General features: G+C 69.8%; 11 protein-coding genes. 3 read left to right on the top strand and 8 right to left on the bottom strand.

Annotation, left to right across the window (positions count from 1 at the left end; translation table 11 throughout):
• Positions 1-98: 98 nt before the first annotated feature.
• The gene (locus GN153_RS03930; protein ID WP_159900047.1) at positions 99-860 is read left to right on the top strand and encodes an RraA family protein; all 762 of its coding nucleotides are present in this window, start codon (positions 99-101) and stop codon (positions 858-860) included.
• Positions 861-944: 84 nt separating this feature from the next.
• Positions 945-1988, top strand: coding sequence for an NAD(P)-dependent oxidoreductase (locus GN153_RS03925; protein ID WP_159900045.1), 1044 nt, complete (start codon positions 945-947; stop codon positions 1986-1988).
• 62 nt (positions 1989-2050) lie between these two features.
• Here GN153_RS03925 and GN153_RS03920 read toward each other — a convergent pair whose 3' ends face one another.
• Together GN153_RS03920 and GN153_RS03915 are read right to left on the bottom strand one after the other, a co-directional pair.
• Positions 2051-2836, bottom strand: coding sequence for an HpcH/HpaI aldolase family protein (locus tag GN153_RS03920; RefSeq protein ID WP_159900043.1), 786 nt, complete (start codon positions 2834-2836; stop codon positions 2051-2053).
• Between the two features lie 65 nt (positions 2837-2901).
• Positions 2902-5184: a PAS domain S-box protein gene (locus GN153_RS03915; protein WP_159900041.1), complete on the bottom strand. Its 2283-nt coding sequence runs from the start codon at positions 5182-5184 to the stop codon at positions 2902-2904.
• Positions 5185-5316: 132 nt separating this feature from the next.
• Here GN153_RS03915 and GN153_RS03910 point away from each other — a divergent pair, with 132 nt between their 5' ends.
• The gene (locus GN153_RS03910; RefSeq protein WP_159900039.1) at positions 5317-6603 is read left to right on the top strand and encodes an ArgE/DapE family deacylase; all 1287 of its coding nucleotides are present in this window, start codon (positions 5317-5319) and stop codon (positions 6601-6603) included.
• A 24-nt stretch (positions 6604-6627) separates the two neighbouring features.
• Here GN153_RS03910 and GN153_RS03905 read toward each other — a convergent pair whose 3' ends face one another.
• The 6 genes from GN153_RS03905 to GN153_RS03885 form a co-directional block, all read right to left on the bottom strand.
• The gene (locus tag GN153_RS03905; RefSeq protein WP_159900037.1) at positions 6628-9288 is read right to left on the bottom strand and encodes a heavy metal translocating P-type ATPase; all 2661 of its coding nucleotides are present in this window, start codon (positions 9286-9288) and stop codon (positions 6628-6630) included.
• Between the two features lie 107 nt (positions 9289-9395).
• Positions 9396-9980 (bottom strand): AsnC family transcriptional regulator, encoded by a 585-nt coding sequence (locus GN153_RS03900; protein ID WP_159900035.1) that lies wholly within the window; start codon positions 9978-9980, stop codon positions 9396-9398.
• Positions 9981-10031: 51 nt separating this feature from the next.
• Complete coding sequence (locus GN153_RS03895; RefSeq protein WP_159900033.1) at positions 10032-10718, bottom strand: metal-dependent transcriptional regulator; 687 nt, start codon at positions 10716-10718, stop codon at positions 10032-10034.
• 75 nt (positions 10719-10793) lie between these two features.
• Positions 10794-10928, bottom strand: coding sequence for a hypothetical protein (locus GN153_RS17750; protein ID WP_268893112.1), 135 nt, complete (start codon positions 10926-10928; stop codon positions 10794-10796).
• Positions 10929-10947: 19 nt separating this feature from the next.
• Entirely contained in the window at positions 10948-11400 is a 453-nt protein-coding gene (locus GN153_RS03890) for a metal-dependent transcriptional regulator (protein ID WP_159900031.1), read from the bottom strand.
• A complete protein-coding gene (locus GN153_RS03885) occupies positions 11397-11873 on the bottom strand; it encodes a ferritin-like domain-containing protein (protein WP_159900029.1) in 477 nt (158 codons plus the stop codon). Before GN153_RS03885 ends, GN153_RS03890 begins: the two co-directional genes overlap by 4 nt.
• Positions 11874-11926: the final 53 nt, after the last annotated feature.

The following is an 11926-nucleotide window of genomic DNA, read 5'->3' as shown; positions in this document are numbered from 1 at the left end:
CGACTCGTGGCCGGCAGCCGCGCCGGCGGGATCCCCGCTCAGACAGGATCCCCCGACCCGACCGAAACGTTGTTCGCGGCGGTCTCCGTGGAAGGCCCATGGATACCCGGGAGAAACTCGCCGAACTGGAGGAGTTCGACACACCCTCGGTCTCGAACGTCGTGGCGACGTACCCCGACGACCCGCTCTGTCTGGGGCTGTACAACCCCTGGAGCCAGGACTGGTACACCGACCGGCGGGTCGAGTGCATGTACCCCGACCTGGGACCGCGGGCCGGCTACGCCGTGACCTGCGTCTACGGCATGCCCGACCCGGGTTTCGGGGAACTGACCTTCATCGACGTGGCCGACGCGCTCGAGGCGTCGCCGGACCCGACCGTGCTGGCCCTCGAACAGGACTTCCCCGACGAGGTGGCGGAGGAAGTCGGGCTCACCGGCGGCAACATGACGACCGCGATGCAGTCGCTCGGCTGCGTGGGCTGTGTGACCGACGGGCCGGTGCGGGACATCGAGGAGGTGCGGCCGATGGAGTTCCAGTACCTGGCGACGGGGACCGCCCCGGGCCACGGCGAGATGGCGGTCCACGCGGTGAACGTCCCGGTATCGGTCTCCGGGATGGACGTCGCGCCGGGGGAGATCGTCCACATGGACGGGAACGGCGCGGTGAAGTTCCCGGCCGACCGCCTCGACGACGTCCTGGAGAACGTGCGGGCGCTGGAGGAACGCGAGGAGGCGCTCCAGGAGCGGGTCGCGGACGCGACCAGCGCGGCGGAAGTCCGCGCGGCCTTCGCCGGCGAGGAGTACGGCGAGGACGACGAAAGCGCTGAGGACGGCGAGAGCGGCGAGAGCACGGGCGAGTAGCCCGGCCGACCAGCGACGACCACTCCGCTCGCGCACCTCCGGCCCACCGAATCTGTAAGTGGCCACGGGGAGTCTGTGGGAGGGATGCCCTACCACGTCACCGTCGAACGCGACGTTCGCCACCCGGAGACCGGCGTCGTCCCCGGGCTCGACCGCCTCTTCGAGGACCCCGAGGTCGAACTGTCGTTCCTCGGCCCCGACCGCGGCCCGGAACTCGCCCCCGAGGACCTACGCGGTGCCGACGCGTACGTCTCCTACAGCTACGACCTCACCGCGGACTCGCTCGCTGGCGTCGACTCGCTGGAACTCGTCACGCGGGCCGGCGCCGGCTACGAGAACCTCGACCTCGGCGCGCTGACCGACCGCGGCGTCGTCGCCGCTCACGCCCCGCAGGGGCCGACGGCCTCGGCCGCCCAGGCCACCGTCGCGATGGTTCTCGCCTGTGCCCACAACATCCCGCGCCAGGAGCACCGCCTCAGAACACAGGGGTGGGAGACGGCCCGCGACCAGGGGTTCGAACTCCAGAGCGCAACTGTCGGATTCGTCGGCATGGGACTCATCGGCCGGAAGGTGCTCTCGGACCTGGCGCCGTTCCGGGAGGACGGCCTCGAGGCGACGGTCTACGACCCTTACCTCTCGCCGGAGGAGGTCGACGAACTCGGCCTCGAGCAGGTCGACCTCGACACGCTGCTGGAGACATCCGACATCGTCACACTCCACGTGCCGCTGACGGAGGAAACCCGGGGTATGCTCGGCACGGCCGAGTTCGAGCGGATGCAGGACTCGGCCTATCTGGTCAACACGTCCCGCGGCGGGGTCTACCCGGACGAGGAACTTGCGCGGGCGCTCCGCGAGGGGGAGCTCGCCGGCGCCGCCGTCGACGTCTTCGAGGACGAACCCGGTGTCGAGGGGAACCCGCTGCTCGCCATCGAGGATATCATGGTGACGCCACACGTCGCCGGCGTGACCACGGACTCGCTGCGCCGCATCCACCGGATCATGGCGGAATCGATACACGTCCACAAGAACGGCGACCCGCCGCGCAACGTCCTCAACCCGGACGCCTACGAACAGCAGACGGGCGAGCGGCTCCCGAAGGACAAGGAGACCCCGTCGTTCCGTGGCTGACCGGGACCTTCCGGCGGTGATGGGAATCGGGACGGGGACGAATGAAGCCCTGCGGCGACCGCTCACCGCGAGAAGCCGTCGACCTCCTCCGCGAGCGCGCCGCCCTGGTCCGTGTACCAGTGGTGGAGGATCCGGGTGTCCGTGTTGAGGTTGAAGTCACGGACGCCGAGGTCGAGGTACGCCTCGGCCGCGCCGGGGTGGAGTATCTCGGCGCGGGGGGCGACGCCCATCTCCAGCGCGGTTTCGACGGTCTCCCGTTCCGCTTCCTCGACCTCAGGAGCGTCGAAGGCGCCGGGCTCGCCGATGCTCAGCGAGTAGTCCGCGGGCCCGAACTGGACCATATCGATCCCCTCGACTGCGAGGATCCCCTCGAGGTTCGCGACGGTCTCCTCCTTCTCGACCATGACGGCGACGACGGCCTCCTCGCACCACTCGACGACCTCTTCGGGCGACGCGTAGCCGCCGACGTAGCCGTTCCGCCGGTCCGACCGGATGCCGTTGTCCCCCTCCGGCTCGGGGCGGACGGCCGCGACGGCCTGTCTGGCGTCCTCGACTGAACGAATGTCGGCGAACAGCAGGTTCTGAATGCCGGCAGCCATCGCGCGCTGGGCGACGAATCCCCGGGATTCGGCGTCGATCTTTATCATCATCGACAGGTCCGACAGCTCCGCCGCACGCGCCATGTTCTCCAGGTCGCGCAGGTCGTAGGGGGCGTACTCCGCGAGGAACTCGACGTAGTCGAACTGTTCGGTCTGGCCGATGATTTCGAGCAGCCCCGGCCACTGGGTCTGCATCCGCGTGCCGATGCTCACCTCGCCGCTCTCGAGCCGCTCGCGCAGGTGGTTCACCACAGTAGTGGGAGACCCTCGGGCCTCGGTGAAGACGTTTCCCCCCGGCCGGCTCCCGGGGGTGTTCACGGGTCGCCGAGCCCGGTGAACTCGAACCGTGCGCCGCCGGCCGCGCCCTCGGTCACCCGGACCGACCAGCCGTGGGCGTTCGCGATCTCCCGGACGATGGCGAGGCCGAAGCCCGTCCCTTCTTCGGAGGTGGAGTGTCCCGGGTCGAAGACGCTGTCCCGTTCCTCGGGAGGGATACCCGAGCCGTCGTCCTCGACGTAGAAGCCGCCCTCGAGGTCCCCGACGGTCACCGTCACCGCCTCGCCGCCGTGCTCCACGGTATCCTGGCGAGCCTGCGAGCCAGGGCTCGTCGAGCCGTGCTCGACGGCGTTACGAACCAGGTTCTCGAACAGCTGTCGCAGGCGGCTCTCGTCGGCACTGACCGTCAGGTCGGTCTCGACCCGGAGGGTGCCATCGCCGGTCTCGACGGTGGCCCAGCAGGCCTCGAGCAGGTCGGGGAGTGCGACCGGTTCCCGCTCGCCGGTCGAGGCCCCCTCGCGGGCGAGCGCGAGGAGGTCGTCGATGAGCGTCTGGCTCCGGTCCAGCGCCTCGGCCGCGTCCTCGAGGTGGTCGTTCCCCGTCTCTTCCCGGGCCAGTTCGACCCGACCCTGTGCGACGTTCAGTGGGTTCCGCAGGTCGTGGGAGACGACGCCGGCGAACTCCTCGAGGCGCTCGTTCTGGCGGGTCAGCTCCTGCTCGCGCTCGCGGAGCTGTTCGGTCCGCTCGACCTGTTCGAGTGCAGTGGCGATGCTCCCGGCCAGGATCTCCCCGAGAACCACGTCGCGCTGGTCGAAGCTCTCCGGCGTCGGCGAGCAGGCGATGAGGATACCGTACTCCCCGACGGGGAGGTACAGTTCCCCGCGGACCGGGGAGTCGGGGTTGTAGATGTCGGGGTCCGCGTGGACGTCGTCGACGGCGAGCGGTTCGCCGCGCTGGTAGACCCGCCACGCGATGCTGTCCTCGCCGGAAAAGGCGGGCAGTTCGGCGACCAGGTCCTCGCCCTCGTCGGTCGCGGCGACGGGCACCAGTGCGTCCTCCTCCTCGTCATAGAGGTGGACCCCGTTCGCGTCGAGCCCGAGGACATCGCGAGCGGTTTCGGCCCCGAGCCTCGCAACCTCCTCCCGGGAAGTGGCCGCCATCAGCTCCTGGGCCGTCTCGCTGAGCGCCTCGAGGCGGCGCTCGTACTTCTTGCGGTTGGTGATATCGCGGATCACGCCGACCCGCTCGACGCCGCCATCCCGGGTGATGTTGATCAGGCGGAGTTCGGCGGGGATCGTTCCGCCGTCGGTGACGTTGAAGACGTTCTCGACGACTCCCACGTTGCGCTCGCCGTCGCGCAGTTCCTCGCGGACCTCCCGTGCGAGGGAGACTGTCTCGTCGTCGGCCCACTCCGTGATCGGGTCGCCGACGAGCTCCGAGCGGTCGACGCCCTTCATCGACGCGTAGCTGCTGTTGACGTAGACGATGGTCTCGTCCTCGTCAAGGACGTAGACGGCGTCCTCGAGCTCCTCGAAGATGCTCTCGTAGCGTTCGAGTTCCCGCTCGCGTTCCTTGCGCTGGGCGATGTCGCGGAGGACGCCCGTCGACCCCTGTACGGTGCCGTCCTCTTCGAGGAGAGTGACCCGGGCCTCCGTCGGGATCGTTCCCCCGTCGGCAGTGTGGAGCGTCCCCTCGAACTGGACCACTTCGCGGTCGGTTTCGAGCAGCTCCCGGACCGCCTCCCGGCCCCGGTCGATGTCCGCCTCCCCGAGAACGAGCGAGGCGTGACTTCCGACCAGGTCCTCGCGGCTGTAGCCGGTCCACTCGACCAGCGTCTCGTTGACCGTCGTCAGAACCCCATCGAGGTCCAGCGCGTAGACGGCGTCGCCGGCCGCCTCGAGGAGTGCCTCGGTGCGTTCGAGGTCCCGCCGCGAGTGGTACTGTTCGACCGCGTTCCTGACCCGGTTGGCGAGCACGTCGAACTGGCTCGTCCCGCGGCCCTTCTGGAGGTAGTCGGTCACGCCCGCCGAGACCGCCTCGCTGGCGAGGGCCTCGCTGCCGCGGCCGGTGTAGAGAATAAAGGGGAGTGCCGGGTGGTCCTCGCGGACGGCCTCGAGGAGTTCGAGACCGTTCCGGCCGGGCATCTCGTAGTCCGAGACGACGGCGTCAAAGTCCGCCTCGGCGAGGCGGTCGAGAGCCTCGGCTGCGCCCGTGGCCGCCTCGACGTCGAACTGTCCTTCGTCGCGTTCGAGGACGGTGGAGACGAGGTCCGCGAACTCCGGGTCGTCGTCCACGTGGAGCACGCGGATCGGGTCGCCCATGCTGTCCTGGATATATTAAGCAGTGAAGTAAGGTGTTACTATCGCCGACTCCGGTCACGGGGTAACACTCGCCGCACGGACGGCCCACGTGAACGACCAACACTTACCACCCCGCCCCGCGTCGGGAACGACATGACAGTCGACCTCACCGCCGAGATCGAATCGAACACCGACGACCTGCTGGCGCTCGTCGAGCGCCTGGTCGGGACGCCGACCGTCAGCGGCGACGAGAAGCCCGGCCAGGAGGTCGTCGTCGAGTACCTCGAGTCGATGGGCCTCGAGCCCGACGTCTGGGTTCCCGACGAGGCAGACCTCGAGGGCCACGAGGGCTACGCGCCGACATCGGTCACCGAGGAGGTCGGGTTCGAGGGCCGCCCCAACGTCGCCGTGCGGATCCCTGGCAGCGGCGACGGACCGACGCTGACCGTCGGCGGCCACATCGACGTCGTCGACGTGACAGAGGACGAGTGGACCCGGGACCCCTGGACGCTGACGCGGGAGGGCGAGACGCTGTACGGCCGCGGCGTCGCGGACATGAAAGGCGGGCTGGCCGCCGTGCTCTTTACCGTGAAGACCATCCTCGAGTCAGAGGCCGACCTCGCGGGCGACCTCATCGTCCAGAGCACCATCGAGGAGGAGGCCGGCGGGACCGGCGGTGCGCTCGCGGCCATCGAGCGGGGGTATCTCCCGGACGCGGCGGTCATCGCCGAGCCCTCCGACATCCCCAACATCACCGTCGCCAGCGCCGGCGTGATGTACTTCGAGGTGGAGGTACCGGGAGTGAGCGCCCACGCCGCGCGGGGTCACGAGGGGGTCAACGCCATCGGCAACGCCACGCTGGTCTACGACGCCCTGGAGGAACTGGACCGCGAGCGGAAAGACCGGACCGACTTCGAGCCGGCCTACCGCGCCGACCCCGGGCTGGAGGGACACGAGACCAACATCAACATCGGCCAGATCGAGGCCGGGGACTGGCCCTCGACGCTGCCGAGCCGGGCGACGATGTACGGCCGGGTCGGCTGGCCGCCCGGGGAGAGCCGCGAGGAGGTCCGCGAGCAGATCGAGGCAGCCGTCGCGGGGGTCACCGGCCGCGAGGAGTGGACGGTCGACGCCGATCCGACCGTCGAGTGGTTCGGCTGGCAGGCCGCCCCCCACCGGACGGACAGCGACTCGGAGGTCGCTCAACTGGCGAAGGCGGCTGCCGAGGACGTCACCGGCGAGACCGGCGCCTTCGTCGGCGGCAGCGGCGGCATGGACGAGCGCTTCTACAAGCGGTACTACGACGTTCCGTCCGTGTCGATCGGGCCCGAACCGCGCAGCATCCACGGCGCCGACGAGCACACGACGGTCACCTCCCTGGTCGAGACCGCGCGGACCTACGCCCGGGTGATCCCTGAGTACTGCGGAACTGCGGACTGACGGTTCCGGACCCCTCCGACCCGACTACCGGAACAACCCGAACAGCCGGTAGTCGTGGTCGGGCGTGTACCGCCTGAAGGAGAGGCTGTTGGCCAGCACGGAGACGCTGGAGGCGGCCATCGCCACCGCCGCGAGCACCGGCTGGAGCAGGCCAAGCGAGGCCAGCGGGATCATCGCCGTGTTGTAGCCAAGCGCCCAGAAGAGGTTCTGCTTGATCTTCGAGAGCGTCCCCTCGGAGACGCGGATGGCCTTCAACACGTCCGCGGGGTCGTCGCGCATCAGTGTCACGTCGGCGGCCTCGATGGCGACGTCGGTACCGCTGCCGATGGCCGCACCGACGTAGGCGGCCGCGAGCGCCGGCGCGTCGTTGACGCCGTCGCCGACCATCATCGCCTCGCTGCCGTCGGCCTCGATCTCCTCGACGGCGTCTGCCTTCTCCTCGGGCAGCACTTCCGCCTTGACCTTCTCGGGGTCGATCCCGACCCGCTCGGCGACAGCGCGGGCGGTGCGCTCGTTGTCGCCGGTGATCATCCACACCTCCCGGCCCCGCTCCCGGAGGCTCGCGACCGCGTCCGCGGCGCTCTCCTTGACAGTGTCGGCGTCGGCGACCACGCCCACGACCCGCCCCTCCAGCGCGACCAGCATCGCGGTCTTGCCCTCGCGCTCGAGGCGGTCCATCGCCTCCTCGGCGGGCGCGGTGTCGACCCCCTCGTCAGCGAGGAGCTTGCGGTTGCCCACGAGCACCTCGCCGTGGCTCGTCTCTGCCCGGACGCCGTGGCCGGGGACGTTCTCGAACTCGGTGGGCGCCTCCGGTTCGACGCCGCGCTCGCGGGCGCCCTCAACGACCGCCTCGGCGAGAGGGTGCTCGCTGTTCAGCTCCGCGCTCGCGGCCAGCTCGAGGACGAAGTCCTCGGTTATCTCCCGTTCCAGGAGGCCGCCGTCGGGCGCCGGGTCGTCGGCCGCGCCGGCGGTCGCGCTCGCAGCCGCGTCCGCGTCGTCGCGGACCTCACGGCCGCCGTCGGCCGCGGGGCTCTGGATAGCGACCACGTCGGTCAGCTCCATCTCCCCCTCGGTGAGCGTCCCGGTCTTGTCGAAGACGACGGTGTCGACGTCCCGGACCCGTTCCAGGATGTCACCACCCCGGAAGAGCACGCCGTTGCGCGCGCCGATGGCGGTCCCGACCATCGTCGCCGCCGGCGTCGCAAGCCCCAGCGCGCAGGGACAGGCGATCAGGACGGCGCTGGCGAAGACGACGACCGCGAACTCGAAGACGCCGACCGCCGCGGGCCCGCCGGCCGCCAGCCCCCACAGCGGGAGCGCGCCGACAACGCCCGCGAGCGCCTCGGGGAACAGATACCAGACCAGCCCCCAGACCGCCGCGTTGAGGATCACTGCGGGGACGAAGTACGCGGAGATCCGGTCGGCGACGGTCTGGATCTCGGGCTGGCGGGACTGGGCCTCCCGCACGCGGGCGACGATCTGCTGGATGGCCGTCTCCTCGCCGACCTTCGTCGCCTCGAGTTCGAGGACGCCGTTCTCGTTGACCGTCGAGCCGATCACCTCGTCGCCCTCCCCCTTCTCGACGGGGACGGACTCGCCGGTGACCATCGACTCGTCGACCGCCGAGGAGCCCTCGACGACCACGCCGTCGGTGGGCACCTTCTCGCCGGGCCGGACCTTCAGCCGGTCGCCGACCTCCACCTCCGAGAGCGGGACCTCCTCCTCGGTGCCGTCCTCGCGGACCCGGGTGGCGGTGTCGGCCTCCAGTTGCAAGAGTTCCCGGACCGCGTCTGCGGCCTGGCCCTTCGAGCGCGCCTCCAGATAGTTTCCGAGGGTGATGAACGTGAGGATGAGCGCAGCGGTGTCGAAGTACAGCCCCTCACCGGGGAGCCCGAGCAGGCGGGCGACGCTGTAGAGGTAGGCCGTCGTGGCACCCAGCGCGATGAGCACGTCCATGTTCGCGGTCCGGTTGCGGACCACCGCTTTCCAGGAGTTCTCGTAGAACTCCCGGCCGAGGACGACCTGGACCGGCGTCGCGAGCAGGAAGGCGACCCAGCCGAAGTCGACCCCGAGCCCCGGGATAGTCTCCGGCAGGAGGCCCGGCGCGAACAGGTGAGCCGCCAGCATCGCCAGAAGCGGCGTCGAGAGGGCCGCGCCGAAGAGGGTGAGCCGGCGCTGGCGGCCGGTCTCCGCCTCGCGGGCCGCCTGCCGGCGGTCTTCGCCGCTCGTCTCGCCGTCGGCGCCGTCGCCGCCATCGCTCCCGTCCTCGCGGACGGGCGAGTAGCCGGCGGCCTCGATGGCCGAGTAGACGTCCGCGAGGCTGGCGTCCGCGGGGTTGTACCGGACGCGGGCCTCGTCGGTGGCGAAGTTGACGTCGACCCAGACGACGCCGGGCGTCTCACGCAGACGGTCGTCGATCGTCTCCGCGCAGTTCGCGCACGACATGTCGGTGACGCCGACGGTAACGGTCTCTGCGGCGGCCTCGTAGCCCGACTCCTCGACCGCGTCGTAAATCGCGGCCAGCGAGACCTCGCCGGGGTCGTACTCGACAGTCCCCTCGTCGGTGGCGTAGTTGGCTGTCACCGCCTCGACGCCCGCCAGCCCGCCGACCGTCTCCTCGATGGTCGACGCACAGTTGGCACAGCTCATCCCCCGGAGTTCCAGATGTGCCGTCCTCGTAGTCATCACCCTATCCTACGCCCCCCTCGTTCATCCGGTTTGTCACTCAAAAACCGGAGTTTGGGGCTGCCTTCACTTTCGATTCGAAACTGTATCCGGATTCAGGTTTGGTTTCACGCTCCTTCCCGCAGCCGCTCGTACCGGTCGACGAAGGTATCCCGGCAGTTCTCACAGCAGAAGTGATGGACTTCGTCGTCGAGAGTGACCGACTCGCCCTCACGGGTGACGGTGTTGCCACACTCCTCGCAGGCCGGCGCGAGCTCGGACCCGCCCAGCTGCGGAGTCCAGGACTCGTCGGCCAGCGGGCGCAGGTCGTACTCGCGCACGTCCGCGAGGTCGACCCACCCCGCCACGGCGCCGTCGCTGTCGGTCACGGTGGCGGTACAGACCAGCCGGTCGTCGGCCGTCCGGAAGACGTGTTCGACCGCCTCCACGCCCGCGAGTGTCCGCTGGAGCGCCGGTCCCTGACCCGGGGCTGCCTCGATGGTGACGAGCACCCGGGTCCCACCCTCCAGCAGCTCCCGGTCGATATCGAGCGTGAACTGTCGGACCAGCCCGGTCTCCCGGAGCCGGTCGACCCGGTCGGAGACCGCCGGCGCAGACAGGTCCACCTTCCCGGCGATCTCGCTGTAGGGCCGGCGTGCGTCCGCGAGCAGCAGCCGGAGGATCTCGCGGTCAGTGTCGTCGAGCCCGCGCATGCCGGGTCTCAGGGCCGGGGGAGTGAAAACGGGTTCGGGGCTCCCGTTCGATTACGGTGCAGCGGCGTCCTCGGTCGCGTCGGCGGCCTCGACCCGGATGGTCTCGGCGACGTCCTCCGGCAACGAGGTGGTCTCGCCGTCCGGGAAGCTGACGGTCACCATCCCGATGGGTGCGACCTCCTCGACGGACAGGGTCGTCCCGGGGGTGACCCCCTCGTTCTGGAGGTAGGCGAGGCCCTCGGGGTCGCGGTCCCGGACCCGTTTGACGACGACCCGGTCGCCCTCCTCGAACTCCGCGAGGGTGGCTCCCGTGGTGTCGTCCATCGGGTCCAGGGCGTCGTTCGGGATCGGGTCGCCGTGGGGGTCGACCTCGGGGTCGTCGAGGACCTCGGCCACCCGGCGCTCGAACTCCTCGCTGATGTGGTGTTCCAGCCGGTCGGCCTCGTCGTGGACCTCCGTCCAGTCGTAGCCCAGCCGCTCTGCGAGGTAGGTCTCGATGAGGCGGTGGTGGCGGACGACCTCGAGCGCGACCGTCTCCCCTTCGGTGGTAAGTGTCACGCCCTTGTACTTCTCGCGCTCGACCAGGCCCCGCTCGGCCAGCTTCTCCATCATGCTGGTGGCGGTCGGCGGCGTGACCTCGAGGGTGTCGGCGATCTCCGAGGTCGAGACCGGCTCAGCCCCGCCGCGCTGGAGGTCGTAGATGACCTTCAGGTAGTCCTCCATCTCGGGGCTCAGCATACCCGCACGTAGACGGACCCGGGATAAAAACCCCCGGACAGGCGGGCCGGAACGGCGACGGACGATACGTCGCCGTCAGTCCGTGTCTCCGCGGAGGACGCCCCACCGCGAGAGTAGCCAGAGCAGCCCGTAGCCGGCGACGCCGAGCACGAACACGACGACCGGGATCAGAAACGGGCCGAACGTCTCGACGACCTGACCGGCGACCATCAGTCGTCCCGGTCCCCCATCAGTCGGCCGCGTCGACCTCCTCGATGTCGACGCCTTCCGCGTGGGCCAGCAGGCTACAGACGTCGGCCTCGGCGTCGAAGCAGTCCGGACACTGGGGCTGTCGGTCGATGATGGTGTCGAGGCGCTCGGCGACGGTCTCGTCGATCACTGGCTCGAGCTGGCGGGCCTCCGCCCGGAAGTCCTCGACCTCCAGCACCTCGAGCAGGAACCGCTCGATGATGCAGTAGTTCTGGAGGGCGTCGCGGGCTCGCCTGATCCCCGCCTCGGTCAGGTCAACCCCCTTGTACTTCTCGTGGGCACAGAGCTCCTGTTCCTCGAGTTTGCCGATCATCTCGTTGGCGCTGGCCGGGCTCACGTCCAGCATGTCCGCGACGGCGCCGGTCGAAGCCGGCCCGTCCTCCATCTCCTGGACCAGGTAGATCGCCTTGAGATACTGGTCGGCGCTGTTCATGGGGATCGGCCCTCCATGAGCCGGGTCACTTCCTCGACGCCGTCCTCCTCCTCGCGCTGGATGGCCCGCAGCTCCGAGAGCAACCGCTCGCGGTCGATGGTGAAGGTCGCCTCGGACTGTTCGATGGCCTCGATCAGGTCCGCGTAGAACTTGTAGGCGGTCTCCTCGTTACAGAGCTGGTCGTAGAGCACGCCGTCGAAGTCCTCGCCCGACTCGTAGCGGGCCTCCACAAGCTGTTTGACCTCGTCGAAGGCGACGGTGTCGGCCTCGAGTTCGGCGACCAGCTCGTCGAGCCGGTCGCGGTGGGTCGCCGACTCCGCGGCCGCCTCCCGGAGGAAGGCCCGGACCTCGTCGTCCAGGTCGGCCGTGTCGGCGTGCTTCGCGGCGCGGGCCTCCACGACCTCCTCCAGCACGACGCCGATCTGGAGCAACCGGGCGAGCTGGTGGTCGGAGTCCACCGCCTGGACGCTCATGGACACCCCCCGCTCCCGTGTGTGGCCGGTTCCAGCAGTCTCATGCGCAAGCG

Source organism: Salinirussus salinus (assembly GCF_009831455.1).
Classification (GTDB): domain Archaea; phylum Halobacteriota; class Halobacteria; order Halobacteriales; family Haloarculaceae; genus Salinirussus; species Salinirussus salinus.
The sequence above is the reverse complement of the archived record's forward strand: the minus strand, read 5'-3'. Positions and strand labels throughout refer to the sequence as shown.

Coding starts and splice junctions, on each gene's coding strand:
- GN153_RS17750 (WP_268893112.1), bottom strand. CDS start 10,928: ATGGTCGCCGGTCAGGTCGTCGAGACGTTCGGCCCGTTTCTGATCCCG.
- GN153_RS03890 (WP_159900031.1), bottom strand. CDS start 11,400: ATGAACAGCGCCGACCAGTATCTCAAGGCGATCTACCTGGTCCAGGAG.
- GN153_RS03910 (WP_159900039.1), top strand. CDS start 5,317: ATGACAGTCGACCTCACCGCCGAGATCGAATCGAACACCGACGACCTG.
- GN153_RS03930 (WP_159900047.1), top strand. CDS start 99: ATGGATACCCGGGAGAAACTCGCCGAACTGGAGGAGTTCGACACACCC.
- GN153_RS03900 (WP_159900035.1), bottom strand. CDS start 9,980: ATGCGCGGGCTCGACGACACTGACCGCGAGATCCTCCGGCTGCTGCTC.
- GN153_RS03915 (WP_159900041.1), bottom strand. CDS start 5,184: ATGGGCGACCCGATCCGCGTGCTCCACGTGGACGACGACCCGGAGTTC.
- GN153_RS03895 (WP_159900033.1), bottom strand. CDS start 10,718: ATGCTGAGCCCCGAGATGGAGGACTACCTGAAGGTCATCTACGACCTC.
- GN153_RS03925 (WP_159900045.1), top strand. CDS start 945: ATGCCCTACCACGTCACCGTCGAACGCGACGTTCGCCACCCGGAGACC.
- GN153_RS03885 (WP_159900029.1), bottom strand. CDS start 11,873: ATGAGCGTCCAGGCGGTGGACTCCGACCACCAGCTCGCCCGGTTGCTC.
- GN153_RS03905 (WP_159900037.1), bottom strand. CDS start 9,288: ATGACTACGAGGACGGCACATCTGGAACTCCGGGGGATGAGCTGTGCC.